Origin of the sequence: Vibrio satsumensis (assembly GCF_050337435.1) — a bacterium.
Taxonomy (GTDB): domain Bacteria; phylum Pseudomonadota; class Gammaproteobacteria; order Enterobacterales; family Vibrionaceae; genus Vibrio; species Vibrio satsumensis.
Window position 1 is genome coordinate 99,594 of sequence record NZ_JAKJSX010000007.1, and the last position, 26,379, is coordinate 125,972.

Sequence of the window (26,379 nt, forward strand, 5' to 3'; positions counted from 1 at the left end):
AGTATGTTAAGGGTATTGGCTACCGGTTGCTTATTGCTGTTAAGCTTTGGCTTACATGCAGCAACAGAATCCGTAATGAGTTTATTGGACAACCGTTTTCGAGTTGATCCCAGTATTGAACAAGTCACCTTTGTGATTTATCGAGCCGATAACTCTAAATCTGTCGTTTTGGTTCGCCCGGATGGCAAGAAATACTACTCTTGGCGCAATGCTGATAATGTCCGTTGGTACGAAGAATCGTCCATGGACATTATCTCTATCGACAACCCGATGCCCGGCCCTTGGCAAGCAATAGGTAATGTCTCACCTAAGAACAATATCAAGCTCCTATCTCACCTAGTTTTAGATGCTAATGAGTTTCCCGACAAGTTGTATCAGACAGAACGCATCAAATTTACCGCTCGACTGACTTCTGATGGTAAGCCGCTTGTGCTACGCGATTTTCTCGATCGCGTGAAGCTTAAAGTCACCTTTACTAAGTTTGTTGAAAACGAAGAGTCTTTAGTAAGAGAAGCGCGCCCGGTGCCTGTTGTGATGGGCGAGTTTGCCGATGATGGCGCTGATCTTGATGAAAAAGCCGGAGATGGTGTGTTCACTGTCTCTTTACCAATTGATATCGAGCCTGGTAAATACAGAGCGCGTATTACTTCTGGCAATGGCGTTTTCCTGCGAGCGCAAGAGCAAGAAGTCTTGGTTTACCCAACACCAATTACTACCACCTTCATTCAGTCACGAAAAGAGGGCTTACCTCATACTATTGTGGTGTCTGGTGAGCAGGGGATGATCGCACCGAGCTCGTTAGCGGTTCATGTTGAGCACAAGGCTCCTGATGAGTATGTGATGTACAAGCAGGGGCAAGCTGAAGTTGACGCAATGAAAGTCGCTTTAGAGGTGCCTTACAATGGCGATTTAGGGATATATAATTGGTCAGGGATGGTTTATGCCACTGATACTTCAAGTCAGCGCCCACTGACCTTTCCAATTACCGAGCAGTCGTACAGCGTTGTTGAAGATATCGACTTAGCAGAGTCACGACGTCTTCAAGAAGAAGCACTTGCTGAACAGAAGCGTATCGCAACAGAGTTGATGATCCTTCAAAAACGTGAAGATGACCGACAACGAAGTATGATCATTATTGCGGTGGGTAATGTGGTCGCGATTCTATTGGGTTTACTGATTTGGTTTGTGATTCGTAAAGTGACAGCCAAGAAAAGAGCGCTACCTGAGATGCAGCTCAAGGCACCAAAGTAATTCGTTCGCGTCATTGAGCTATTCGGAGATTAAAAACATTCGTGCACATAATAGTGCTGAGAATAAAAAAAACGGGACTCATAGGAGTCCCGCTTTTGTTCTAGTCCAGAGCCTAGGCGACGTTATCAATCGATTGTTCTGGGTACTGAGACTTTGCTGCAAGCTCCTCTGGTGAGAAGTCATCCACGTTAATCGTGTACAGTCTATGTTCCTCTGCGCTAATCAGAAGGTTCGCTTCTTCTTGCGTTAAGATACCTTTTTCAAGTCCTAACTGAGCAACAAGATCAAGTCGTAAGAAGGCACGTTTTTGATGTGTCTCTTTGCAGACTTTGTCGAACAGAGGTTCAGCTTGAAGAATCACTTCTAGCGCTTTTTCAATCTTACCTACTGGGTTGTATTCCGTTGCTTCCAGGTATTGGCCGCGACCGATACGAGAGCGTGTTTCACTTGGTGTTTGTAGAATGTGCGCGACTTTGCTATCCAGTTTGTCGTTTGGTGCACGACGGATACGGCCAAATGGCATTAGCACAACACGAAGTAGACGACCAATCACAGGGTTAGGGAAGTTCGCTAAGAACTCATCAATCGCCACTTCAGTCTGACGTAAGCTATCTTGCATACCCCAATGTACTAACGGCAGATCTTCAGCGTGGCTGCCTTCGCTTTCAAAGCGTTTCAGCGTTGCTGATCCGAGGTAAAGTTGACTCAGGATATCCCCCAGTCTTGCTGATAAACGTTCTCTACGCTTAAGTGAGCCACCTAGAACTGCCATTGAGATATCAGACAGTAGCGCTAGGTTTGCACTGTAGCGGTTTAGCTGTTGGTAGTAACGTTGTGTCTGTTTATCTGTTTTATTTGAAGGTGTTGGCGCATCTGAACCACGACCATCGGTTAAACCAAACCACAAGCTGCGGACTAGATTACTCATAGTAAAGCTAACGTGTCCTGCTAACGCTGAATCGAACTTATCAAGCGCATCACTACTTTCAGAATAAGCCGCTTCCATTTCATTAAGAACATAAGGGTGGCAACGAATCGCCCCTTGACCATAGATGATCATTGAACGAGTTAGGATGTTTGCGCCTTCAACCGTAATCGCGATAGGCGAACCTTGGTAACCACGAGCTAGGAAGTTCGAGGGGCCCAAACAAATGCCTTTACCGCCAACGATATCCATCGCATCAATGATGCTGCGTTGGCCACGGTGAGTACAGTGGTACTTAACGATTGCAGAGATAACTGAAGGCTTTTCGCCAAGGTCGATACCTGCAACGGTTAGGTTACTCGCAGCGTCCATTACATAAGCGTTACCTGCAAGGCGTGCAAGTGGCTCTTCAACCCCTTCCATGCGACCAATCGGTTGTTTGAACTGACGACGGATACGAGCGTAAGCACCTGTTGCAAGCGCTGCTGATTTAATACCACCCGTTGAGTTTGAAGGCAGTGTGATACCACGACCAACCGACAGACACTCAACCAGCATGCGCCAGCCTTGGCCTGCCATTTTCTGGCCACCAATGATGAAGTCGATAGGCACGAAGATATCGTCGCCTTGCGTTGGACCGTTCTGGAAAGGTACGTTTAGCGGGAAGTGGCGGTTGCCAATTTCTACGCCTTTTAAATCTGTTGGGATAAGCGCACAAGTGATGCCTAGATCTTTTTGATCACCAAGCAGACCATCAGGGTCACGCAGTTTAAAAGCCAAGCCTAATACCGTCGCGACAGGTGCTAGGGTGATGTAACGCTTGTTCCAAGTTAGGCGCATGCCCAATACTTCTTCGCCTTGCCATTCGCCTTTGCATACAACACCGTAATCTGGGATTGAACCTGCATCTGAACCGGCTTCTGGACTGGTTAGGGCAAAACAAGGGATCTCTTTACCTTCCGCTAGGCGCGGCAGGTAGTGGTTTCTTTGTTCTTCAGTACCGTAGTGTTGTAATAGCTCACCAGGGCCTAATGAGTTAGGTACGCCAACCGTTGATGACAATACGCTAGAAACGCCGGTTAGCTTCTGAAGAACCAAAGATTGAGCGTAAGCCGAGAATTCTAAACCGCCGTATTTTTTCTTGATGATCATGGCGAAGAATTTATGGTCTTTCAGGTATTGCCATACTTCTGGTGGCAAATCAGCAAGCTCATGTGTCACTTGGTAATCGTTGACCATTTCACACACGGTATTCACTGGACCATCTAAAAATGCTTGCTCGGCTTCAGAGAGTTTCGGGTCAGCAATGTTCTGAAGCTTCTTCCATTCAGGTTTGCCTTTGAACAGCTCTGCTTCCCACCATACAGTGCCAGCTTCTAGTGCTTCTTTTTCTGTCTGAGACATCGCCGGAAGAACTTTCTTAAATAAAGAGAGCGCTTTTTGGCTGATTAGGGTCTGACGAATGGTCGGTACAGCAAAGATCGCAACGGCTAACAAGTAACAAAGCCAGCCAGTGACTGCCACGCCGCCAAACATTGTTAATGCTACCATTGCGCCGGTTAATACAACTAACGCACGTACCAGACTAACTCTATGGTAAAGACAGACGCCTAAGATGGCTGTCATGCCGAGTAGGGAGAGCAATATGTTCATGATCGATTTCCTTTTCAGAGATCACTTATTGTTATTAAGTTTTAGGTAAGAGGTCTAACCAGTCAAGTGTAAACAGAATATTAAATATTTGTAAAACTCCAAAGTGAATAAAAAGTGATCTCAATAGAGCTAAAGTTCTAATTGTGAGAGGTTGGTGGCGAATATTTGGACGGATTTACAGTGAGACCCTAATTAAGGTGGCAATCTTTGGGCTTAAGTGTCGACACTATTTCATGTTTGTGGGTAAACTCAGATATAAAGAGGGGAAAACCCTCAGCTCTCATTTCACGTACTTTAAGTTGCGTAAAAAAATATAAGAGATAAGCCTTATGTACCAAGACCTAATCAAAAGTGAATTGAACGAAGCTGCTGACGTTCTGAATAAGTTCCTGAGTGATGACCATAACATCGCTCAAATTGAAGCGGCGGCAAAACTGATTGCTGATTCATTCAAGCAAGAGGGCAAAGTGCTTTCTTGTGGCAACGGTGGTTCACACTGTGATGCAATGCACTTCGCGGAAGAGCTTACTGGCCGATACCGTGAAAACCGCCCAGGTTACGCTGGCATTGCGATTTCAGACCCAAGCCACCTGTCTTGCGTGAGTAATGATTTTGGCTACGACCACGTATTTTCGCGTTATGTAGAAGCGGTAGGTCGTAAAGGTGATGTGTTGTTCGGTCTGTCGACTTCAGGTAACTCGGCCAATATTTTAAAAGCGATTGAAGCCGCTCAAGCTAAAGGCATGAAGACGATTGCATTGACGGGTAAAGATGGCGGTAAAATGGCTGGTTGTGCTGATATCGAAATCCGAGTGCCACATTTTGGTTACGCAGACCGTATCCAAGAGATTCACATTAAGATCATTCATATTGTGATTCAGCTTGTCGAAAAAGAGATGGAATAATAATTTTACAGATATTTAGAGCCTAGGTTTGTGGCTCTATTGGTTTTAATAGGGAGTAGATTAAACCATGTGTGAATTGCTCGGTATGAGCGCGAATGTGCCAACTGATATTTGTTTTAGCTTTACTGGTCTTATGCAGCGTGGAGGCAATACTGGCCCGCATCGCGATGGCTGGGGTATTACCTTCTATGAAGGAAAGGGTTTTCGTACATTTAAAGATCCTAACCCTAGCTGTGAATCTAAGATCGCTGAGTTGGTTCAAAACTATCCAATTAAAAGCCAAGCCGTTGTCAGTCATATCCGTCAAGCGAACCGTGGTGGTGTTAATCTAGAAAATACACACCCTTTTACCCGTGAGCTGTGGGGCCGATACTGGACCTTTGCTCATAATGGTCAGTTAACAGATTACGACGATCTGGTTAGTGGTCGTTTCAGACCGGTTGGTGAGACAGACAGTGAGCTCTCTTTCTGTTGGCTCCTCAAACAACTCGAAGAGCGTTTTCCGGAACCACCTCAAGATATGGAAGGCATGTTTCGCTTTGTGGCTGAGTGTTGTGACCAGCTAAGAGAGAAAGGCGTTTTTAACATGTTACTCAGTGATGGTGAGTATGTGATGACATACTGTACTAACCATTTGTACTGGATAACAAGACGTGCGCCTTTTGGCAATGCGAGTCTGATTGATGAAGATGTTGAGATCAACTTTCAAGAAGAGACCACGCCTAATGATGTGGTAACGGTGGTGGCAACTCAGCCTCTAACTGACAATGAAGAGTGGTTTAGAATGAAGCCGGGCGAATATGCACTGTTTCATTTTGGTGAGCTGATTGGTAATAACCATCAAGCGTTGGAAGATGTTGCTTATGCGCCGAAAAAGGTCGCGAGCCAAGCACCGACAGAGCCATTAAGTTAATGCTATAAATCATATTGCTTTAACCAGAACATTGAAAGGCCGCTTACTGCACTAATAAGTCAGTAAGCGGCCTTTTTGTTTTCTATTTGAGTGATTGTCGGTTTGTTTAGCGGATCACTCTGATATTACTCTTCTGCGTAACCGTGTTTGCCCAATGCCTTACCGTCTAAGACAGCCTGCCCATTTAGCATTGATAAACGATCTTCCGCGAACCATTTGCAGACCATAGGGTAAATGCAGTGTTCTTGAGTAAGCACTCGGCTTGCCAGCATATCAGCATCATCATCTTCAAATACTGGAACCTTAGCCTGTAAGATCACAGGGCCACCATCAAGTTCTTCGGTAACAAAGTGGACGCTAGTACCGTGTTCTTTGTCTTGCGCATCAATAGCACGCTGGTGGGTGTGTAGACCTGGATATTTAGGTAACAGGGAAGGGTGGATGTTGACCATTTTACCCGCATAGTGACGAACAAACTCTGAACTTAGGATACGCATGTATCCTGCTAGTACGATTAAATCGGGTTGGTAGGCATCGATCTGAATCATCAATTCATGGTCAAACTTTTCACGTGAACCAAAGTCTTTTGGATTCACTGAATGTGCGTCAACACCTGCGGCTTTCGCTCGTTCTAATCCAAAAGCCTCTGCTTTGTTCGAGAAGACCGCCTTAACTGAAGCATCAATCATATTGCTATCACAGGCATCCAAAATTGCCTGTAAATTACTTCCGCTTCCTGAAACTAACACAACGATGTTTTTCTTAGAGTGACTGGTTTTATTTGAGTGATTGTTTTTCATAGAGTGGGTCATACGATTGATTAACGGGACTGTTTACAATGTACCTACATAAACTAAGGTTTTCTGCGGGCTAAATAGCAAAATGAGGACCATTAGGTCCTCATTGATTAACTAAGTAAGTGCGCGTATCACTTATTTGATTTCAACTTGCTCTTCGCCAGCTTCAGCGTTTGCGATCTCACCGATAACCCAAGCGTTTTCGCCTTCAGTTTTCAGTAGTTCAACAGCAGCGTCTGCTTGATCTTTAGGTAGAGCAACAACTAGGCCTACACCACAGTTGAAAGTGCGGTACATTTCAAATGTCTCCACGTTACCTTTCTCTTGTAGCCAGTTGAAGATAGCAGGCCATTCCCAGCTCTTGCCATCAATGACTGCTTTAGTACCTTCAGGAAGTACGCGTGGGATGTTTTCCCAGAAACCACCACCTGTGATGTGCGAGATAGCATGAATGTCATGCTCTGTAATCATCTTAAGTGCCGATTTGATGTAAATCTTAGTGGGTTCTAGTAGGTGCTCACCGATAGTGCGACCTTCTAGTTCTTCACTCTTATCAGCACCAGAAACTTCTAGAACTTTACGAATTAAAGAGTAACCGTTTGAGTGTGGACCACTTGAGCCAACAGCGATAAGTGCGTCACCTGCTGCTACTTTAGTACCGTCGATGATGTCAGCTTTCTCTACAACACCAACACAGAAGCCAGCTACGTCGTAGTCGTCGCCTTCGTACATGCCTGGCATTTCAGCCGTTTCACCGCCGATTAGTGCACAACCAGCTTGAACACAACCTTCAGCGATACCAGAAACAACGTCTGCTGCTGTATCTACATCTAGCTTACCTGTTGCGTAGTAGTCTAGGAAGAATAGCGGCTCACCACCTTGAACGATTAGGTCGTTCACACACATTGCCACTAGATCGATACCAATGGTGTCGTGTTTTTTCAGATCCAAAGCAAGGCGAAGTTTAGTACCAACACCATCAGTACCTGAAACAAGTACTGGCTCTTTGTATTTCGTTGGAAGTTCACATAGGGCGCCAAAGCCACCAATACCGCCCATTACTTCAGGGCGACGAGTGCGTTTAACAGCACCTTTAATACGGTCTACTAGTGCATTACCTGCGTCGATATCAACACCAGCGTCTTTGTAGCTTAGAGAAGAAGTATTACCACTCACGGGATAGTCCTCGAACTTAAGTTGGATGTGAAAACGGCGCTATTCTAACAGGGCTTGATTACCAAGAGCAAACGTTTGCGCGGTTTTTTTTATTAGAATAAAGATTCTGAAATAACCACAAAGTTCGTGTATAATCTACAGGTTTGTTTAAATATTGCCGGAGTTGGAAATGAAAGTTGTTGAAGTGAAACACCCGCTAGTAAAACATAAAATTGGCCTGATGCGTGAAGGTGAGATTAGCACTAAGCGTTTTCGTGAGCTAGCGACAGAAGTGGGTAGCCTTCTAACATACGAAGCGACATCAGACTTTGAAACTGAGCGCGTAACGATTAACGGTTGGAACGGTCCAGTTGAAGTTGACCAAATTAAAGGTAAAAAAGTAACTGTAGTGCCAATCCTACGTGCTGGTCTAGGCATGATGGACGGCGTTCTTGAGCACATCCCAAGTGCACGTATCAGTGTTGTTGGTATCTACCGTGACGAAGAAACGCTTGAGCCAGTACCATACTTCAACAAGCTTGCATCTAACATCGACGAGCGTATTGCTCTAGTCGTAGATCCAATGCTTGCGACAGGTGGTTCTATGATCGCGACTATTGACCTGATGAAAGAGAAAGGTTGTAAGCACTTTAAGATTCTTGTGCTTGTTGCTGCTCCTGAAGGTATCGCTGCTCTAGAAAAAGCGCACCCAGACGTTGAGCTTTACACTGCTGCAATCGATGAGAAGCTAAATGACAAGGGCTACATTGTTCCTGGTCTTGGCGATGCTGGTGATAAGATCTTCGGTACTAAGTAATTCGGTTTCAGCTTAAGTGACTCTAAACCGTTTCTTAACTCGCTGAATTAGCCGTATTAATAAAAAGGGAGAGCATTCAATGCTCTCCCTTTTTTGATCTGGTTGGTTTGTGATTCTTTTGAATCTACGGTTACCTATTCATTAATCGATTTGAGCTTTATCTACCACAGTGTTGTCACCTAGCTCATCTGGAAGTACTAAGTTAAGTAGAATCGCGACGATACCGCATAAGCTTACGCCTTGTAGGCTAAAGTCGCCGATGCCAAATGCCATGCCGCCAATACCGAAGACTAACGTAATGCCCACAATCACAAGGTTACGTGATTTGTGTAGATCGACTTTGTTCTGAATTAGAGTATTCAAGCCTACGGTTGCGATAGAACCAAATAGTAGAATCATGATGCCGCCCATCACAGGAACCGGAATTGTTTGGAGTAGTGCGCCTAGCTTGCCAACCAATGCAAGAACAATGGCTGTTACCGCAGCCCAAGTCATGATCACCGGGTTGAATGCTTTAGTCAGCATTACCGCGCCTGTTACTTCACTATAGGTTGTGTTTGGTGGAGCGCCCAGCATCGATGCAGCAATCGTTGCCACGCCGTCGCCTGTGATTGTGCGGTGCAGGCCTGGCTTCTTAAGGTAGTCTTTACCCGTCACGTTGGAAATCGCAAGCATGTCACCTACGTGCTCAACGGCTGGTGCAATCGCGACAAACACCATGAAGAAGATAGCGTTGATGTTGAATTCAGGCATAGTGAAGTTTGGCAGTGCCAACCACGACGCTTGTGCAACAGGTGCGAAGTCGACTGCGCCATAAACCAGGCTTGTTATGTATCCCGCAACAATACCACCGAAGATTGGTAGTAGCTTAAGGAAGCCTTTAGAGAACACACTGATGACAATTGTCACTAACAGTGAAATCGAAGAGATCCACAGTGCTGCGTCTGCATCAACCAGTTGAACTGCGCCATCACCTGTTTTACCTAGCGCCATGTTTACCGCCACAGGCGCAAGGCCTAGACCGATAACCATGATTACAGGGCCAACGACCACAGGTGGAAGTAACTTGTGGATGAAGGCTACGCCACGTACTTTAATCAACGCACCCATTAATACATACACAACACCCGCCGCCATAAGACCGCCCATGGTTGCACCTACACCCCAAGTTTGAATACCAAACATGATAGGCGCGATGAATGCAAAAGAAGACGCTAAGAAGATTGGCACTGAACGGCGTGTAATAAGTTGGAATAAAAGGGTACCGATACCTGCGCCAAAGAGTGCAACGTTAGGATCGAGTCCAGTCAGTAGCGGCACGAGTACAAGCGCACCAAAAGCTACGAACAGCATTTGTGCACCTTGCAGAGCATTCTTCATGTTATGTCCTTAAAAATGGTCGTTATATGAAAAGTGAAAAATAAAATTCGCAGGATTCTATCACTTAGCAATCGATTGCCGCACCAAATAGATCAAATTTATTTATCTTAGTGATGTTTTATATTTATCAAGGCTCGGAAATTCAGCCTATAAGTGAGCGATTTATCATGGCCAGGTGATATTTTGTGGTTATTAAACAGAGTGGGTGTTATCGACCTTGCCCCTCAATCCATAGTTGCTTATCATCTAGGCACAAGATTTGAATATTAGGATCAGTATGCGCTATATAGCATTGTTGTTGATGGGACTATTAGCCTCTCCGAGTTACGCCTTAACTCAAGTAGATATCTTTAGTGCTGAAGTTGCGATTAACGCTGAAGACAAACAGCCAGAACAAGTGGCAAGAAATACAGGTATGGAGCAGGTATTGATACGTGCGACTGGCCAAACTGATGTCGCTTCGAATGAGACAATTCAAAAGGCGATGCGCAAGAGTGCGCAGTACATGTCTCAAATGAGTTTTGGCGAAAGCAACGATCAATCAACATTGCGCATGCGTTTTAACGGTGCTCAAATCCGCTCTCTGTTGACTCAAGCGCAGTTACCGTACTGGCCTGACACGCGCTCAAACATCCTTGTTTGGCTGGTGGAAGAGGACAACTACGATAAGAACATCGTGTGGGAACACTCTAACTCACAGTTGGCCGCTGGCTTACAAGCGAACGCAAAAGAGCGAGGTTTGCCTTTGACGCTGCCTGTTGGTGATTTTGACGATATTACAGGTATTGCGACTTCTGATTTGTGGGGCAGCTTTGTTACGCCAATCAGTAAAGCAAGTCAGCGTTACCCTGTTGATGCTGTGTTGGTGATAAAGGCTCAATCTTCAGGTCTACGTTGGACTCTATACGATCAAAAGCCAAGTCAATTGACGAGCACACCAAAATCGCCAGTGAGTGGTTCGGTCTCGGGCAACAGCGCAACAACTTCCAAGAAGTTAGTTGACCAAATCAGCAACTACTATGCAGGCAAAAGTGCTGTGACGGTAGCAAGTGAGTCATCAGAATCGATTTTGACGCAGTTTATTAGCTTGAATAATGCTCAAGACTTCTTCCAGTTGGAGAACGCACTTAAGCGTCTAAACTCGGTTGCAAGCCTAGATATTCTGAAGATTCAGAACAATGAAGTGACTTTCCGAATTCACTTATTGTCGACTCAACAAGAGTTTGAGCAAGAAGTGGAAAGCATTCGCCAAGTTGCGAAGGTTGAAGAATCTTACATTGAACCTGAAGTGAGCCCTGAATTTGAAACTCAAGACAACACCATGTCTGTTGGTGATGATTTAACAGGTGCTGCTGAAGTAGCTGGTGACGAAGCTGACTCAGGCGTACAAGTGAGTAAGGGCAACGAGGTATCTGTGGATGCTGAGCTAACCAACACGTCTGACGCAACGTTAGAGGAATCTAACACAGAAGATCTAACCATTACTGCGCCAGTACATGCTAAGCCAAGCTTAGTCTACGAGTGGGTTCGTTAATAATTATTAGCTGGCATAAGTGATTGAAATGAAAGTATGAAAAAGCCCTGCAAGAGGTTTCTCGCAGGGCTTTTTGTTTGTAAGCGGTCAGTTTGAAAGCATCAAATCAATATTATCGCTCGAACTTAGCTTTCTCTTTCTTTTCTACTTCAGAAAGGCGCTTAAGTTTGATGCCTAATTCTTTGGCACGAAAGCGAGTAAATAAGATATTGCCCGCGAACCCTAGAGTAGTCAGAAGCAGTTCAACCGCAGCTAGTAAGCGCTCACCACCGTCTACATACAAGATAGTTAATGCGTGTAGGAAGTAGAGCATTAAGACGAAATTAGCCCAAGCATGCGTATAAGGCTTACCTGCTAAAATCCCCGGTAATGGCAGTAACAGTGGTATAGCCCAAGCAATCGCAAGCGTTACATTACTCAGGTGAGGGTGCGGCGAAAGTGTCATCTGCCAAGCCACCACCCAGAATAAAAGCGACAAGTTACCCGCTAAAGCAAGGTAGCGAAATAACTTGGTTTTGGGAGACATAGCCTTCTCTGGCATATACATCATTGAGAAATTCCCTTCTGGTTTAGTGCGATACGTGCAAGGCGTTTGCCTAGATTTTGCGCCAACTCAACCTCTTCTTTGCTAAGTGAAGCGCTCTCTCCAGTACTGCTTGCACCATAAGGCGTACCACCAGTTTGAGTGGTGTGCAGCGCAGGTTCTGAGTAGGGGATGCCCACGATTAACATGCCGTGATGCAGCAGGGGTAACATCATGCTTTGTTGTGTCGTTTCTTGACCACCATGCAGTGATGAAGAAGAAGTAAATACACAAGCTGGCTTATCGATAAGATCGCCATTGATCCACAGTGATGTCGTGCTATCCCAAAAGTGCTTCATCGGCCCGGCCATATTGCCAAACCAAACTGGGCTGCCTAGCGCCAAACCATCACAAGATCGAAGTTCTTGTAACGAGGCGATAGGATCTGTTGGTTGATGACGCGAATCGGGCTGCTCTTCTACCGTGTACACGTCGTTCACTGTTCTCAGCATAGCTTCACACTCAGGGATGGACTCCACCCCTCGTGCAATCTGTCTTGCTAAAGCTTGTGTGTTGCCGTGGCGACTGTAATAAAGAACAAGAATGTTAATGCTCATATTGGATTACAGAATCTCTAGCACTTGCTCTGGTGGGCGACCAATTTTTGCTTTGTTGTTCGCAACAACCACAGGGCGTTCAAACAGTTTTGGGTTTGTTGCCATTGCTGAAAATAGATCTTCATCAGTAACCGAAGCATCACCAAGGTTTGCTTCTTTGTAATCCGCTTCTTTGGTGCGCATCATGTCGCGAACACTCTCAAACCCAAGCTGAGTGAACAGTACTTTCAGCTGTTCAACCGTCAAAGGATTTTCTAGGTATTTGATTACCTCTGGCTGTACGCCGTTTTCCTGAAGCACTTCTAGAGTTTGACGGCTCTTTGAGCAACGTGGGTTATGATAAATCACGACAGACATGGTTCTTCCTCATTATTATTTTTTGATTTAATTGTTTAGCTGAAGCCACCAGAGGTGACTTCTTTTTTTCGTAACGTTGAGCTTTCTTTTTATACTGGCAACGAGCGTTACCAGTAACATATTATTGTAGCGACAAGAAGCGTTCTCTCTGAATCATGAGTTGATCAATTCGTGCGTCGTAGCGTGCTTGTTTTAGGCTACCAAGCTCAGCGATTTGACTTGCTTGCGTGTAGTACTGAATCGCTTTGTTCCAGTTGGCTTGTAGTGCCAAAATTTCTGCACGAGCAGCTAGTTCTTCGTCGCTATTACCAAGGCTCGTATTTACTTTTGAAAGTAGGTGCCAGCCATTGGTGTCGTTCGGATTATCGTGCGTGTAACGTTGCAATACGCGAACGGCTTCTTGTAGATCTTCATTTTCAATCAGGGCATTGGCGTAGTTAATGGTCAGAACCGGGTTGTTTGGCTGGCGAACCAGTGCCGATTTAAGTTCTTTAATAGCAATCTCAGGCTGCTTCTTCTCGATGTGTAGGTCCGAAATAGCGTCTAGATAAAACAGGTTGGTTGGGTCGCTGTTAATCAGCTTGTTCAGAATTGGCTCTGCTTTGTCTAATTTTTTAGAATCTAGGTAAACCAGTGCTTGGCCATATTCTAATGACGGAACCATAGCTTTAGGGGCTTTCTTCAACTTACGCTCAAACCAGTCAAGAGCTGCATCATTATTAATGCCAGCATAGCGCGCGACAATACGGGCTCTTGCTAGATGGTAATCCAGTGATGGAGCCAGCTTCAGAGGCGGATAGCTGCGAGCACGTGCGCGTGAATCTGTGATTCGGTCTTCTGGTAATGGGTGAGTCAATAACATTGGTGGTGGTGTGCTTGCATAGCGGTATTCATCAGCCAAACGGCCAAAGAAACGTGGCATAGCATTCACATCGAATCCTGCTTTTGCAAGCGTGTTGATACCAAAACGGTCAGCTTCTTTTTCATTGCTACGCGTGTAGTTGATTTGGCTTTGCATGTTGCCCGCAGTAGTCGCAGTTAGGGCTGCGATCCCCGCTTCTGGTGCAGCAATTGCCAGTAATACAGAAGCAGCAAGTGCTGCGATGGTTACAGGAGAGCGGCGAGCTTGATCTTCCATACTACGTGCCAAGTGACGCTGAGTAACGTGCGCGATTTCGTGCGCTAATACAGAAGCCAGCTCACTTTCAGACTGTGCATGCAGGAATAGACCTGAGTGCAAAGCAACATAACCACCAAAGAAAGCAAAGGCGTTAATGTTGCGGTCACGGATCATAAAGAACTGAAAAGGTGTCTTTACATCATTCGCGTTTGCGACAAGGCGGTGGCCAAGCGTATCAATATACTGATTTAGAACAGGGTCGTTTACGATAGGTTGGCTGCTTCTGATGATACGCATATAGGCATCACCATAGATAAGTTCTTGATCGATAGTGAGCGTGCCGCCAGCAGCGGTGCCGATGTCCGGTAAATCCAAGCTATTGGTGTTCGCCAACGTTGGGGTGCTTAATGTGGCTGCGATGCATAAGCAAGCAATTGAACGAGCGCGTTTAAACATATTAGTCAGTAATACTCCGTTTCTTCTGACAGTAGGACAAGGGCAATGCAAATTGGTTCTTTATCTAATTTAACCTTTGTTAAGTGCGTGCGCTATCCTGAAGGAAGATGAATCAATGATGGCACGTTTTTAAAAACAGATTACAATACGCCCCTTATAATAAGCATCGAGCCCAAGAATGACACCTAATATTCTAGATTTACGCCAAGAGCGCTGCCCAATGGCGTTATTATTAGCCAAGCGTCACAGTGTAAAGTTAGAAGTAGGGCAATCTTTGTCAATTTATGTATCAGATAACAGTTCGATGAAAGATATTGTTACTTTTTTGTCTAAGCAAGCTTATGTTGTCATGACAGAGGTTTGTTCTAATTACCATCATCTCCTCGTCACTAAAAAGGAATCGCAGTCAGATGCTTGAAATGGTCAGTCGTTGGTATAAACGACGTTTCTCTGATCCACACGCTGTCAGTTTGGTTGCCATCATTCTATTCGGCTTTATTACCATCTATTTCTTTGGTCACTTGATCGCACCATTATTGGTTGCGATTGTGTTGGCTTACTTGCTTGAGTGGCCTGTGACTCAACTTCAACGATTGGGTGTTCCAAGAACGCCGTCGGTGATGTTGGTGATCTTAATGTTCTTTAGCGTGATGCTATTGGCGATATTTGGTTTGGTGCCAACCATTTGGGAGCAAGTAGGCAACCTAATCAATGATATTCCAAGCATGTATGGCGGCTTACAGAAGTTCATTGCGACGATACCTGAACGCTATCCTGAGCTAGCAAACTTACAAATTGTTGAATCTATTGTGTCTAACGCGAAAAATAAAGCTCTAGGCTTTGGTGAAAGTGTGGTGAAGGGCTCTTTAGCTTCTCTCGTTAGCTTGGCTACGCTTGCAGTTTACTTGATTCTAGTACCGCTGCTGATCTTCTTCTTACTAAAAGATAAAGAAGAGATGATTAGCATGGCGAGTGGTGTTCTTCCTCGAAACCGTCGTTTGGCGACCAAAGTATGGGTTGAGATGAACCAGCAAATATCGAATTACATTCGCGGTAAGGTCTTAGAGATTTTAATCGTTGGTGGTGTCAGCTATGTAACTTTCGCGATTCTGGATCTGCGTTATTCAGTATTGTTGGCTGTAGCGGTTGGCTTCTCGGTATTGATTCCTTATATCGGTGCGGCAGCTGTGACTGTTCCGGTGGCGATTGTTGGTCTGTTCCAGTGGGGATTAGAACCTCAGTTTTACTGGTTGCTTCTCGCTTACGGTATTATTCAAGCGCTAGATGGCAACGTGCTCGTTCCGGTTCTTTTCTCTGAAGCGGTGAACCTGCACCCTGTGGCTATTATTGTTGCTGTGTTAGTGTTTGGTGGACTGTGGGGATTCTGGGGGGTGTTCTTTGCTATCCCGTTGGCAACGCTAGTTAAGGCGGTTTGGAATGCCTTACCGAGTCACGCATTAGACGATGACCCTGAACATCAAAAGTAATTGAACTTGTTATAGAAAAAGGCCGAACATTCATGATGTTCGGCCTTTTTTCGCTTAGCTTAATGAGTGTTGCTCTTGGCTTAGAGAGTGATGAATCTAAGGCATTAACTCACTCAAATCGCCTTTAAGCTTCTTGATTGAAGTAATCTAGAACCACTTCGTGGTGAGTCTTAGTCTTGAACTTGTTGAAGACGTGCTCAATCTGACCTTCTTCGTCAATTAGAAAGCTAATGCGGTGCAGGCCATCGTAAACCTTGCCCATGAATTTCTTCTCGCCCCAAACACCGAACTGCTCAGCAACACTGTGGTCTTCGTCAGATAGCAGTGTGAAGTTTAGAGATTTCTTCGCAACGAAGTTTGGTAGGCGTTTCACTGGGTCGATGCTGACACCCAGAACAACCACATTGAGGTCATCAAGCTGTGCTTTGATATCACGCAGGCCTTCTGCTTGCACAATACAACCTGGAGTCATTGCTTTTGGGTAGAAGTAGAAAAGTACTTTTTTACCTTTGAAGTCACCAAGAGATACGATATTGCCATCTTGATCTGGAAGCGAAAAAGCAGGTGCTGGAACACCAGCCGTTAGCGTATTCATGACATTTCCTTTTTAAAGACTGTTTTTAATAAAGTTGAGCGAGCCTTGGACTGATAGGCTCTGACACAGCGAGTTGAATTCTTCTTGTAGCTGCATCAAATTACATTCTGATTGTACAGAAGCGGTAATAGAGATATGGAATTGGTCGTTGTCGAGTTGAACCTTAGACTTATTGATGGTTCGTGCACTTAACGAATTGAGGCCGATATTTCGGTCTGCGAAGAACTGGGTAAACTGCTCAGTAAGGCCGATTTTATCGTCTGACTCAACGAACACCTCTACTGTGTAAGAGTTCTCAATAACATCATGAGGTGAGGTTCGCTTCATAATCGTAATCAAGTCGTGCTCTTGGCCAAGCAAGGGCAGGGTGGTTTCAACGCGGGTAATGTTATTTGCCTTTCCAGACAGCAGCATGATAAGCGTAAATTCTTCGCCAAACAGAGCGATACGGCTATCAATAATGTTACAGCCTGATTGGGTGACTAAATGAACCACTTGGTTGCATACACCTGGGCGATCAGTGCCCACAGCTGTGATTACTAGATGTTGAGTCATAAAATCACGTCTCTTTATATTCCATTGATTCATGCATGTTAGCACAGTTAGCTCGTGGAATAAGCGTGCGTACGGGGCTTTTTATGAGGCTTCTTGCTTCTAACATGTAACCAATGATAAGAATATTGAGAGTGTTAAAAATGAGATAGAGTGGTGAGAGTACAGCTTACTTGTTGCTGACATCCAATGATGTGCTATCCGCTAGATTGAGCGCAGGTTACCAAAATTCTAGGTAGAACCGCCGTTAGAAGTCGTTTTACCTCAAACATACGACAATATTTACTGCAGATGTTGCCGCTAAGCCACTTTAATGTCTTGTGTTTATTGATTGGCTTACAGTAACATGCAAAAAGAATAAATTAAGGGAGATAGACATGTTTTCAGGAAGTATCGTTGCGCTAGTTACGCCATTTAATACAGATGGTGAAGTGGATTTCGACAGCCTTAAAAAGTTAGTTGAGCACCATGTTGCTGCAGGTAGTGATGGTCTGGTTGCGGTTGGCACAACAGGTGAGTCTTCAACACTCACTATTGAAGAGCATGTCAAAGTCGTCAATAAGATCGTTGAATTTGCTGATGGTCGTATCCCAGTTATCGCAGGTACAGGCGCTAATGCTACGCACGAGTCAGTGCTATTCAGTCGTTTATTGAACGGTTCTGGTATTGCGGGTTGCCTTAGTGTAACGCCTTACTACAACAAACCGACTCAAGAAGGTTTGTACCAACACTACAAAGCGATTGCTGAAGTAAGTGACGTTCCTCAAATCCTATATAATGTACCGGGTCGTACTGCCGTAGACCTATTACCAGAGACTGTTGCTCGCCTTTCTGAAATCGAAAACATCGTTGCACTCAAAGATGCGACGGGTGATCTCGACAGAATTGCAATTCACCGTGAACTTTGTGGCGAAGATTTTATCTTACTAAGTGGTGATGACTTAACAGGTCTAGAATTTGTTAAGCGTGGTGGTGATGGCGTGATTTCTGTAACGAATAACGTTGCAGCGGCGGATATGGCTACTATGTTCAAACTTGCGAAAGAAGGTAAGTTTGAAGAAGCAGAAGCGATCAATGAGCGCTTGATGCCTCTACATAAGAATTTGTTCGTTGAGTCTAACCCTATTCCCGTAAAATGGGCGGTTCATAAAATGGGTCTGATTGCTGAAGGTGGCTTACGTCTGCCTCTGACTGAACTGTCAGAACCAGCTCAACCTGTTGTTGCTCAAGCAATGACTGAAGCGTGTATTTACTAAAAACGTATGAAGTGATGCCGAAGCGAACCTTCGGCATTTAGGAGTATAAATGAAGTATTCTCACCAGCTAGTGATTGGGTCACTGGCTGTTTTCGTTCTTACAGCATGTTCTGGCAGCCCGACTCAACGTCGTCAAGCCAAAGATGATTTCGAATACTTAGAAACACCTGAGTTTTCACAATGGCAATTGCCTGAAGATGCTCAGCCTCAGTTCTACCCAAACTTTGACATCCCAAGCGGTGAGTTCAGCGGTGGTATTGGCCGTGAAGTGGATATTCGTCCTCCGCAACAGGTTCTTGAATTGATTCCTGGTGCTCGTGCTGAGCGTCAAAATGGTGAAGTGACACTATGGCTTCTTCGTGCTGAAGAGGCTGACAGAGTGTGGCAAACGGCTGTAGATATGCTAGCTCAGCGTGGCATTGGTATTCGTGAGCAATCAGAGAATGAAATTGAGACTGATTGGGTAACTTGGGTTTCTGAAGATGAAGACGTAGAGATTGGCAGCCGCTACTCTATGTCTCGTTTCCAAGCGAACAACCGTCACGGCTTCAAGATTAACCTGATTGATTGGCGTGAAGGTACTGAAGAGAAACCGGTAACGGCAACCAATAAAGAGCGTTACAACGCGTTCCTGACTAACCTAGTTATGGCTAAGTACGATGAAAACCTTCGTGCTGAAGCAGCGCTGAAAGCGCAAGAGTTGGTGAAGCGAATCCCAATCTCAATGGGTGCGGACCGCAGTGGTTTCCCTGTGATTATTGCTCGTACACCATACAATGTATTCTGGCAGCGCCTGCCTAACTTGTTGCCTGCTATGGGCTTTGAGCTTGAAGAACGCAATCAATCTCAGGGTACGGTGAAGGCGAAGTACGCAGCACCAGATGATGAGTTCTGGGAAGAAATTGGCCTAAAGCCTATCGATTTAGCGCCAGGCACTTACAACTTCCTATTTGGTGATCTTGGTAACCGTACGTCGATTAACGTAACGGATGCATCAGGTAAGCCAGTAGAAGAAGAGCTGCTTAAGTCAATGGTTCCGGTACTAGCGCATATTGCTGACCAGACCAAAAATGACAAAGAAGCGAAAGCTGAGTAGTAGCACTTAAGCAGTCACAGAGCTGGGTTCAATCAGATCTGTGACTAGCTAAGGCCAATAAAAAAGAGGACACATTGTGTCCTCTTTTTTTGTATTCGTTGTTATCAGACTATTGGTCAATCAAGCGGATTAGCCAAAGAAAAAAGCTATGCGTCTTTACTGTCTTTGGATTCTTCTTTTTCAGCTTTCTCTTGATTCTGTTTATCCAAGCGATTGAGCTTATCTAAGTCTCGCTCTGTTTTACCACGACCCGTCAGATCCATATTTGCGGTCTGTTTAAGAGCTGCGATGTTACCCACCACAACGCTAACCACGATGATGATGATAACCCAAGGGTTTGTAAGCCACTCCAACATAAGCGCTCCTAATGGCTGATGTTCGCTACGAAGCGTGCGTAGATCTCGTCTAGCTGCTCCATAATAATCTCATACCCTAATATTGGCTTAGATTGGAGTTGCTTGCCAAGTAAAGTGGGAGATAACTGTGATAAACACGACTCCGAAACGTTACGATGGCTAATATGCCAAGGCTCTATCGCCACACCACCCAGGTCTTGGCTGTAAGGAAAGAAGAACCCAAATTGCGCAGCATGAACCGATAGCCATTGGTAAAACGCTTGCTGGTGGCCAGTAAGGTATTCCCATGGTTCTAATTGCAGCTGTGTGCCTTCAGGTAAGTGGTTACGAGCAAAGACATCGAAGTCACAACCCCAATGGTGACGGCTCGCACCGGGAAGCGCAGACCATCTCAGGATAGCCGATAATTTTCGATGTTCAGTCAGTGTTGAAGCATCAAGAGGTTGGCTTTCTGAATCTAATATCGGAGCTTCGCCAGAAAACTTACGGTTCCAAATCAGAGATTGCCTTTCATAGTCGCGAAAGCCACTGGCAATCTCCATTTTAAAACCAGCGAGCTGAGCAGCTTCAATCAAATTATTCAGGTCATTCTTAACCTCACTGTGAACCAAGAAGGTCTTGGTACCGATCAGGCTAGGTTCTAGATGAGAATCTGATTGTCCGGTAAGCTGCTCTGGTGTCATAACGAGTCTCTCAATAATTGGATGCTATGAATCGCTGATGAAAGACTATTTAGCGAACAGGTTCACTAATGTTCTTTCGTACATGTCAGTTAGCTTTTCTAAATCAGCTACTTTCACGCATTCGTTGACCTTGTGAATCGTTGCATTCACAGGGCCTAGTTCAACCACTTGTCCGCCCATACGTGCAATAAAGCGACCATCAGACGTACCGCCAGTCGTTAGCAATGCTGGTTTCACATCATTGACGTGACCCACTGCATCAACAATAGCATCAAGCAACGAACCTGCGTCTGTTAAGAACGGGTCGCCATTGAATGTCCATTTTAGGTCGTATTCGAAATCATACTTGTCGAGTGTTGTTGTGATGCGCTCAACGATGATGTCGTTGCTTAACTCGGTACTAAAACGCAGGTTAAACTGAACATTAAACTCGCCAGGGATCACGTTTGAAGCGCCGGTACCCGCACTCACATTTGGAATCTGGAAGCTTGTTGGTGGGAAGTAATCATTACCTTTGTCCCACTCAGTTGTTGCCAGCTCATGAATAGCAAGCAGAGAGCTGTGTACTGGGTTGTTTGCTAGGTGAGGGTAGGCAACATGACCTTGTGTACCCTTAATCGTTAGGTCGCCTGTGATAGAGCCACGACGACCGTTCTTCACTACATCACCTACAAACTCAGTGCTTGATGGTTCACCGACAATACACATGTCGATGTTCTCACCGCGCGCCATCAACGTTTCAACAACACGTACCGTACCGTTGATGAAAGGACCTTCTTCATCAGAGGTGATAAGGAAACCGATTGAACCAGTGTGATCTGGGTGTTTGGCAATGAACTGTTCTACAGCCACAATCATTGATGCCAGAGAGCCCTTCATATCTGCCGCGCCGCGACCATGTAAGTAGCCATCAACAATCGTTGGCTCAAATGGCTTGGTGTTCCATTGTTCGATTGGACCAGCTGGAACCACGTCAGTGTGGCCTGCAAAAGCAAATAGAGGGGCTTCGGTACCACGACGAGCCCAGAAGTTCGTAGTATCTTCAAATACCATGACTTCGATTTCAAAACCGAGTGCTTTTAAGCGTTCAATCATCAGGTCTTGGCAACCTGCATCTTCTGGTGTTACCGATTGACGGCTGATTAGGTCTTTTGCCAGAGCCAAAGTTGGGCTGCCTGTCATCCTTGAATTCCTTGTTTAAATAAAACGTCTAGTCATTAATGTTTAGGACGCTGATTTCATGATCAACGTCCAGTTGTTTATCTATGTGAATACAACGGCCTAAGAAAAAATAGCCGCGTATTGGTCTGCTTTAAATCCAATGTGAAGCTTACCATCTACTTTTAAGATTGGGCGCTTGATCATTGCTGGTTGCTCAACAAGCAAAGCCACTGCTTTTTCTTCCGTTAACGTGTCTTTTTGCTCTTGAGGAAGTTGGCGATAAGTTGTCCCACGTTTGTTTAGCACAAGCTCCCAACCTAGCTCAGAACAGAAGTTTGTTACTAGCTCTGTGTTGATGCCTTGTTTGCGATAATCGTGAAATTCGAACTCGATACCTTCAGCTTCGAGCCATTTCTTTGCTTTTTTAATAGTGTCGCAATTTGGGATACCAAACATAGTGATAGTCATTATTCTTCCTTTGAGTGATTTTATTTCATTGTTATGAGTTGAATCCTATCAGGAAGCAGCAACTCAGACAAAATAGAGTGATGAATATTTCATAGAGTGAAAAAAAAGCGTAAGAAAATGTCACTATTGGAGACTTATTGATCAGCCTCAACATGTTGTCAGCGAAAAAAGAAATAATTGAGCTGCACATATATAGGAGGTGTCAATGGAGTTGAGTCCTGTTTTTGCAAGGCGGCTATATTTAGCATTGTTAGTGGAAAGCCTTGATAGGCCAAATGTGCCTAAACTCATCGAAAAAACGGGGTGGCCTCGTCGTACTATTCAAGATGTACTCAAGGCGTTACCGGGGATCGGTATTGAACTTATGTTTGTTCAAGATGGGCGACGTCATAATGATGGCTATTACCAGTTATCCGACTGGGGGCCATTTGACAGTCAATGGGTGATCCAGCGTAAAGGCGATATAGCAACAAGCCTTGGATTTAGTGCATAAGCCAGCGAAAGCTGGCTTTCTTTTTTGTAGTAGAAGTAGTCGTGGTAGCATCTCGCTCATTTTAGTGCTGAGCTACCTAATTACGTTTCTATCTACTCACACAAATAAGCTGTGCCCAGCATGGTCACGGAAGTGGCAAAGTCTTGGGGAAGGGTAAATATCACGGTGTCTGCACCTAATTCAATGGCGTTGAATTTTAACTCGTTCATTGCGCCTTGAATCAGAGTGTCATTTGGGAAGAATAGATAGCTGTACCAGTGGCCTTCGCTGCCAGTGACTTCCCCTTTGTAATCGCACTTGTTGATATCAATCAGTCCATGATAATCCATTTTTACTTGGTCAGCTTCGCTATGGGGCATTGATGTCGGTGTCGTGCAACCTAGCAATGCACCACTTATAATCAAAGCGACTAATTCCTTTTTCATACGATTATCCTGTTATTTCATCAAATAAATTGCGAAGCCTATCCAGCTAGCGACCAATAGTAGCCACGGCAATTTATTGGCGTGATTTGATGCGGTTTCAACGCTAGTGTCGATATCCTGCTCTTGAGCTTGGTGCGCTTGTTGAGTCTGCTTCTCTTTCTGTACACGTTTCTTTGCTTTATCAGCTTGGCGACTGCGTTCTTTTTGCTGTTTCTTATAGAGCGCAATGCCTTTCTCAATCCCCTGAGCAATCAATTTAGTTTGTTCTTTGGTTTGAGCGGGTTTTTGAGTCGCTTTGGCTATCTTCAGTGCTTCTTGTTGAGATTCAACAGACGGTGTAATAGTTTTATTTTTCATACTGAGTTCGATAATTAAAACGGATTAACCAATAAGATAACGCAAACCTAGTTAAGTATGAATGATTTGCGTTAAAGTGTTGGTTTGAAACTAAGTGAAAGTGAGATTTGTGCGGTACTCCATAGAACAATACGATAAGCACGGCTTTTTAAAAGCCCCAATTCTATTATGGTTGGGTTGGCTGTTTCTTGCGAAAGCGCTGGTCGTGTTCATTGTTGCAGGTGCAAGTAGAGAGTCGGGAACCGATATTCTCGAGATCATCTATCCAGACCATCAGATGTTTTATGTTGGAATTGCGTTGAGTGTTCCTAGTTTGCTACTGATGTGGTTGTTTGGGCTAAGATCTCCAGATAGAAAGCGCCTGAATAAAGTCGTATCTTGGGGGCGTTGGGTCACCATGACGGCTATCTTGGCACAAGGAACCCATACACTTTATTTAATCTATCTGGATAATGGATGGTTCCGTTGGTCAAATGGCATCACCCTGTTGTTGCTTCTATGGTTAGCGCTTTTTCTAACCAATAGTCATGCCGCTAGGGATTGCTTTAAAGTGGTTGAGCTCGAAGACTGATTCTCATCAAAACATTTGTCCCATTCACAATTATACTTAGAAGCTAAAACTGGAAGGAATAATCTATGCTTAATGTCTCAAATGAGCAGCCTAACGTTCAAAGTGCTATCTTGCCAGAAGCTGGGCCTTTCGCTCTTTACGTTCAACTTAAAGTGAATGCTAACGCTACTAATGTACTCGCAGAAATTCAAAAGATTCCTGCGCTAATCGAAGGGCTCAATCAAACTCAACCAGATGCGAACTTAACGGCGTCAGTTGCGTTCTCAAAGGCTTTTTGGGATAAGTTCGAGCAAGCTGCTCCCGCGGACTTAATTGATTTTCCTGCGCTTGGCGAAGGTGATGTCACTGCACCGAGCACATTGTCTGATGTTCTGATTCACTGTCATTCAAATCGACACGATCTGCACTTCTTCATCCTACGTAAATTGCTATCTGAAGTAGCTGCGGACGTTGAAGTAGTTGATGAAACCTACGGTTACCGTTTCCTAGATTCACGTGACATGACCGACTTCGTTGATGGCACCGAAAACCCGAAAGACGCACAGCGCGCTGAAGTGGCGATTGTGCCTGAAGGTGAATTTGCTGGCGGTAGCTATGTGATGGTGCAACGTTTTGTGCACAACCTACCTGCTTGGAACCGATTGAATGTATCAGCACAAGAGAAAGTCGTGGGTCGTACTAAGCCCGATTCAATCGAGCTAGACGATGTTCCTGCGGCGTCTCACGTTGGTCGTGTGGATATTAAAGAAGAAGGCAAGGGCCTTAAAATTGTTCGTCACAGCCTGCCTTACGGCACAGCAACGGGCGACCACGGCTTATTGTTCATTGCTTACTGTAATGTCCGTCATAACTTTGATGCGATGCTAGAGAGCATGTATGGCGTAACAGATGGTAAAACAGACCAACTGCTTCGTTTTACTAAAGCGGTGACAGGCGCTTACTACTTTGCTCCTTCAACTGAGATGTTGAGTGCATTAACGGTTAAGTAAATCGCCTCAAATAGAATAAATAATGGGAGCCTCAGGGCTCCTTTTTTATTAAAGCTTTAGATGAATTGGTCGATATAAGAGCAATCGTGAGTTTTATTCATCTTTTTGTAAGTGAAGGTCTATGGCTATAACTGTTAATACAAATGTCTCAGCGCTGGTGGCTCAGAGGAATCTGTCGAATGCCAACAACATGCTGAACCAATCTTTGGAGCGCTTAGCTTCAGGGAGTCGTATTAATAGTGCAAAAGACGATGCGGCTGGCTTACAAATTTCGAATCGATTAGAAGCGCAGATGAGCGGCATTGATGTCGCGGTTCGAAACGCTAACGACGGCATCTCCATTATGCAGACGGCAGAAGGAGCAATGAATGAAACCACTAATATCATGCAGCGCATGAGAAATTTGTCCCTACAAGCGAGTAACGGGTCGAATAGCTCATCGGAACGAATCGCTATTCAAGAGGAAGTCACCGCCTTAAATGACGAGCTGAATCGAATTGCAGAAACCACCTCATTCGGTGGTAAAAAACTCCTCAACGGCAGCTTTGGACATACCTCTTTTCAAATCGGTGGCAGTTCTGGCGAAGCGGTGCAGATAGGCTTAAAAAGCATGCGTACCGATGACATCAACATGGGTGGATTTAGCTATGTCTCCAATGGTATGGCTAGTAATTCATGGGAAGTGAAATCCAACCAGAATGATATGACGATGTCGTTTACCGATCGTTTTGGTCAGCCACAAGAGATCACCATCAACGCGAAAGCGGGCGATGATATTGAAGAGCTGGCGACCTACATCAATGGTCAGACGGATCTCGTGTCGGCTTCGGTTAATGATGACGGGCAACTTCAGATCTATATGTCTGGCGAAGATACTGCGGGCACGATCTCTTTTTCAGGTTCTTTAGCCAGTGAGCTTTCGATGTCGGCGGGTTATTACGAATCTGTCGATGACATCAATGTCACCGATGTGGGTGGAGCGCAACGTGCTGTCTCTATTTTAGATACAGCAATGAAGTACGTGGATAGTCATCGTTCTGAACTAGGGGCAATGCAAAATCGTTTTGATCATGCGATTAATAATCTCGAAAATGTTCATGAGAACTTGGCTACATCAAACAGCAGAATCAAAGATACCGATTACGCTAAAGAAACCACTCAAATGCTTAAGCAACAAATTTTGCAGCAAGTGAGCACAACGATACTCGCTCAAGCCAAGCAAGCTCCGAATCTCGCTTTAACGTTATTAGGTTAATGAATTACCTCGAATCTTATAAAGGTATTTCAGCTTAATCAGTCTGTTTGGTTAATTAAAATACAAATTATTGCTCGACCGACTTCTCGGCAACTTTAGCGTTTTTCTCATCTTTTTTTGATAATTTTACTGCCAGTCACGCTTTCTTCTCCTTTATCGCTATTTCTTTAATTTTGTTGTTTTTTTTCCTAAAGGTTTCGCCAATCACGCCGTTATTAAAAGTAACTTTGAG

29 protein-coding genes are annotated in these 26,379 nt (G+C 44.7%); 13 read left to right on the forward strand and 16 right to left on the reverse strand.

Annotated elements, in window-relative coordinates:
* The first annotated feature begins 3 nt into the window (after window positions 1-3).
* Window positions 4-1,251, forward strand: coding sequence for a TIGR03503 family protein (locus L4C44_RS09715; RefSeq protein WP_285954322.1), 1,248 nt, complete (start codon window positions 4-6; stop codon window positions 1,249-1,251).
* A 112-nt stretch (window positions 1,252-1,363) separates the two neighbouring features.
* On the opposite strand, the gene fadE is transcribed toward L4C44_RS09715, so the two are convergent.
* Complete coding sequence (gene fadE / locus L4C44_RS09720; protein WP_285954323.1) at window positions 1,364-3,829, reverse strand: acyl-CoA dehydrogenase FadE; 2,466 nt, start codon at window positions 3,827-3,829, stop codon at window positions 1,364-1,366.
* 329 nt (window positions 3,830-4,158) lie between these two features.
* On the opposite strand from fadE, the gene lpcA reads away from it, so the two are divergent.
* Both lpcA and L4C44_RS09730 read left to right on the forward strand, forming a co-directional pair.
* Window positions 4,159-4,734 (forward strand): D-sedoheptulose 7-phosphate isomerase, encoded by a 576-nt coding sequence (gene lpcA, locus L4C44_RS09725; RefSeq protein ID WP_017063379.1) that lies wholly within the window; start codon window positions 4,159-4,161, stop codon window positions 4,732-4,734.
* A 67-nt stretch (window positions 4,735-4,801) separates the two neighbouring features.
* On the forward strand, window positions 4,802-5,647 hold the full coding sequence (locus tag L4C44_RS09730; RefSeq protein ID WP_146492110.1) for a class II glutamine amidotransferase: 846 nt from the start codon (window positions 4,802-4,804) through the stop codon (window positions 5,645-5,647).
* A gap of 125 nt (window positions 5,648-5,772) precedes the next feature.
* Here the strand turns inward: L4C44_RS09730 and purN are convergent, their stop codons facing one another.
* Window positions 5,773-6,447 carry a phosphoribosylglycinamide formyltransferase gene (purN, locus tag L4C44_RS09735; RefSeq protein ID WP_327783583.1) on the reverse strand — a complete coding sequence of 225 codons (675 nt, stop codon included), beginning with the start codon at window positions 6,445-6,447 and terminating at the stop codon, window positions 5,773-5,775.
* 132 nt (window positions 6,448-6,579) lie between these two features.
* A complete protein-coding gene (gene purM, locus L4C44_RS09740; protein ID WP_428804954.1) occupies window positions 6,580-7,620 on the reverse strand; it encodes a phosphoribosylformylglycinamidine cyclo-ligase in 1,041 nt (346 codons plus the stop codon).
* A 169-nt stretch (window positions 7,621-7,789) separates the two neighbouring features.
* Here purM and upp point away from each other — a divergent pair, with 169 nt between their 5' ends.
* Window positions 7,790-8,416, forward strand: coding sequence for a uracil phosphoribosyltransferase (gene upp / locus L4C44_RS09745; RefSeq protein ID WP_017060716.1), 627 nt, complete (start codon window positions 7,790-7,792; stop codon window positions 8,414-8,416).
* Window positions 8,417-8,557: 141 nt separating this feature from the next.
* On the opposite strand, the gene L4C44_RS09750 is transcribed toward upp, so the two are convergent.
* Window positions 8,558-9,796, reverse strand: a complete 1,239-nt coding sequence (locus tag L4C44_RS09750; protein ID WP_146492112.1) for a uracil-xanthine permease family protein — start codon at window positions 9,794-9,796, stop codon at window positions 8,558-8,560.
* Window positions 9,797-10,073: 277 nt separating this feature from the next.
* Here L4C44_RS09750 and L4C44_RS09755 point away from each other — a divergent pair, with 277 nt between their 5' ends.
* On the forward strand, window positions 10,074-11,330 hold the full coding sequence (locus L4C44_RS09755; RefSeq protein ID WP_146492113.1) for a DUF2066 domain-containing protein: 1,257 nt from the start codon (window positions 10,074-10,076) through the stop codon (window positions 11,328-11,330).
* 112 nt (window positions 11,331-11,442) lie between these two features.
* On the opposite strand, the gene L4C44_RS09760 is transcribed toward L4C44_RS09755, so the two are convergent.
* The 4 genes from L4C44_RS09760 to bepA all read right to left on the reverse strand — a co-directional run bounded on the left by L4C44_RS09760 (window position 11,443) and on the right by bepA (window position 14,403).
* Window positions 11,443-11,880 (reverse strand): DUF2069 domain-containing protein, encoded by a 438-nt coding sequence (locus tag L4C44_RS09760; protein ID WP_146492114.1) that lies wholly within the window; start codon window positions 11,878-11,880, stop codon window positions 11,443-11,445.
* On the reverse strand, window positions 11,877-12,470 hold the full coding sequence (gene wrbA, locus L4C44_RS09765) for an NAD(P)H:quinone oxidoreductase (protein ID WP_146492115.1): 594 nt from the start codon (window positions 12,468-12,470) through the stop codon (window positions 11,877-11,879). Before wrbA ends, L4C44_RS09760 begins: the two co-directional genes overlap by 4 nt.
* Window positions 12,471-12,476: 6 nt before the next feature.
* Window positions 12,477-12,827, reverse strand: coding sequence for an arsenate reductase (glutaredoxin) (gene arsC / locus L4C44_RS09770; RefSeq protein WP_061018581.1), 351 nt, complete (start codon window positions 12,825-12,827; stop codon window positions 12,477-12,479).
* Between the two features lie 121 nt (window positions 12,828-12,948).
* Window positions 12,949-14,403, reverse strand: a complete 1,455-nt coding sequence (gene bepA / locus L4C44_RS09775; protein WP_327783584.1) for a beta-barrel assembly-enhancing protease — start codon at window positions 14,401-14,403, stop codon at window positions 12,949-12,951.
* A gap of 178 nt (window positions 14,404-14,581) precedes the next feature.
* Here bepA and L4C44_RS09780 point away from each other — a divergent pair, with 178 nt between their 5' ends.
* The gene (locus L4C44_RS09780; protein ID WP_004738640.1) at window positions 14,582-14,821 is read left to right on the forward strand and encodes a sulfurtransferase TusA family protein; all 240 of its coding nucleotides are present in this window, start codon (window positions 14,582-14,584) and stop codon (window positions 14,819-14,821) included.
* Entirely contained in the window at window positions 14,814-15,890 is a 1,077-nt protein-coding gene (locus L4C44_RS09785; RefSeq protein WP_146492117.1) for an AI-2E family transporter, read from the forward strand. Before L4C44_RS09780 ends, L4C44_RS09785 begins: the two co-directional genes overlap by 8 nt.
* Window positions 15,891-16,014: 124 nt before the next feature.
* On the opposite strand, the gene bcp is transcribed toward L4C44_RS09785, so the two are convergent.
* Together bcp and L4C44_RS09795 are read right to left on the reverse strand one after the other, a co-directional pair.
* Window positions 16,015-16,485: a thioredoxin-dependent thiol peroxidase gene (gene bcp, locus L4C44_RS09790; protein WP_285954327.1), complete on the reverse strand. Its 471-nt coding sequence runs from the start codon at window positions 16,483-16,485 to the stop codon at window positions 16,015-16,017.
* Window positions 16,486-16,497: 12 nt separating this feature from the next.
* Window positions 16,498-17,040: a glycine cleavage system transcriptional repressor gene (locus L4C44_RS09795; protein ID WP_146492478.1), complete on the reverse strand. Its 543-nt coding sequence runs from the start codon at window positions 17,038-17,040 to the stop codon at window positions 16,498-16,500.
* A gap of 374 nt (window positions 17,041-17,414) precedes the next feature.
* Here L4C44_RS09795 and dapA point away from each other — a divergent pair, with 374 nt between their 5' ends.
* Window positions 17,415-18,293: a 4-hydroxy-tetrahydrodipicolinate synthase gene (gene dapA / locus L4C44_RS09800; RefSeq protein WP_146492477.1), complete on the forward strand. Its 879-nt coding sequence runs from the start codon at window positions 17,415-17,417 to the stop codon at window positions 18,291-18,293.
* Window positions 18,294-18,342: 49 nt separating this feature from the next.
* A complete protein-coding gene (gene bamC, locus L4C44_RS09805; protein WP_428804955.1) occupies window positions 18,343-19,389 on the forward strand; it encodes an outer membrane protein assembly factor BamC in 1,047 nt (348 codons plus the stop codon).
* 146 nt (window positions 19,390-19,535) lie between these two features.
* Here bamC and L4C44_RS09810 read toward each other — a convergent pair whose 3' ends face one another.
* The 4 genes from L4C44_RS09810 to L4C44_RS09825 form a co-directional block, all read right to left on the reverse strand.
* Window positions 19,536-19,745 (reverse strand): DUF2897 family protein, encoded by a 210-nt coding sequence (locus L4C44_RS09810; protein WP_146492475.1) that lies wholly within the window; start codon window positions 19,743-19,745, stop codon window positions 19,536-19,538.
* An 8-nt stretch (window positions 19,746-19,753) separates the two neighbouring features.
* Complete coding sequence (locus tag L4C44_RS09815) at window positions 19,754-20,428, reverse strand: M15 family metallopeptidase (protein ID WP_132941892.1); 675 nt, start codon at window positions 20,426-20,428, stop codon at window positions 19,754-19,756.
* 45 nt (window positions 20,429-20,473) lie between these two features.
* A complete protein-coding gene (gene dapE / locus L4C44_RS09820; protein ID WP_428804956.1) occupies window positions 20,474-21,610 on the reverse strand; it encodes a succinyl-diaminopimelate desuccinylase in 1,137 nt (378 codons plus the stop codon).
* 99 nt (window positions 21,611-21,709) lie between these two features.
* Complete coding sequence (locus L4C44_RS09825; RefSeq protein WP_060982502.1) at window positions 21,710-22,057, reverse strand: ArsC family reductase; 348 nt, start codon at window positions 22,055-22,057, stop codon at window positions 21,710-21,712.
* A gap of 205 nt (window positions 22,058-22,262) precedes the next feature.
* Here L4C44_RS09825 and L4C44_RS09830 point away from each other — a divergent pair, with 205 nt between their 5' ends.
* On the forward strand, window positions 22,263-22,550 hold the full coding sequence (locus L4C44_RS09830) for a winged helix-turn-helix domain-containing protein (RefSeq protein WP_004734273.1): 288 nt from the start codon (window positions 22,263-22,265) through the stop codon (window positions 22,548-22,550).
* A gap of 92 nt (window positions 22,551-22,642) precedes the next feature.
* Here L4C44_RS09830 and L4C44_RS09835 read toward each other — a convergent pair whose 3' ends face one another.
* Both L4C44_RS09835 and L4C44_RS09840 read right to left on the reverse strand, forming a co-directional pair.
* Window positions 22,643-22,975 carry a DUF4156 domain-containing protein gene (locus L4C44_RS09835; protein WP_371715071.1) on the reverse strand — a complete coding sequence of 111 codons (333 nt, stop codon included), beginning with the start codon at window positions 22,973-22,975 and terminating at the stop codon, window positions 22,643-22,645.
* A gap of 12 nt (window positions 22,976-22,987) precedes the next feature.
* A complete protein-coding gene (locus L4C44_RS09840; RefSeq protein WP_428804957.1) occupies window positions 22,988-23,332 on the reverse strand; it encodes a DUF2956 domain-containing protein in 345 nt (114 codons plus the stop codon).
* 109 nt (window positions 23,333-23,441) lie between these two features.
* Between L4C44_RS09840 and L4C44_RS09845 the strand changes: the two genes are divergently transcribed.
* The 3 genes from L4C44_RS09845 to L4C44_RS09855 all read left to right on the forward strand — a co-directional run bounded on the left by L4C44_RS09845 (window position 23,442) and on the right by L4C44_RS09855 (window position 26,147).
* Complete coding sequence (locus tag L4C44_RS09845) at window positions 23,442-23,903, forward strand: DUF2919 domain-containing protein (RefSeq protein ID WP_428804958.1); 462 nt, start codon at window positions 23,442-23,444, stop codon at window positions 23,901-23,903.
* 65 nt (window positions 23,904-23,968) lie between these two features.
* Window positions 23,969-24,892: a Dyp-type peroxidase gene (locus L4C44_RS09850; protein WP_428804959.1), complete on the forward strand. Its 924-nt coding sequence runs from the start codon at window positions 23,969-23,971 to the stop codon at window positions 24,890-24,892.
* Between the two features lie 121 nt (window positions 24,893-25,013).
* Complete coding sequence (locus tag L4C44_RS09855) at window positions 25,014-26,147, forward strand: flagellin (RefSeq protein ID WP_428804960.1); 1,134 nt, start codon at window positions 25,014-25,016, stop codon at window positions 26,145-26,147.
* Window positions 26,148-26,379 lie beyond the last annotated feature (232 nt).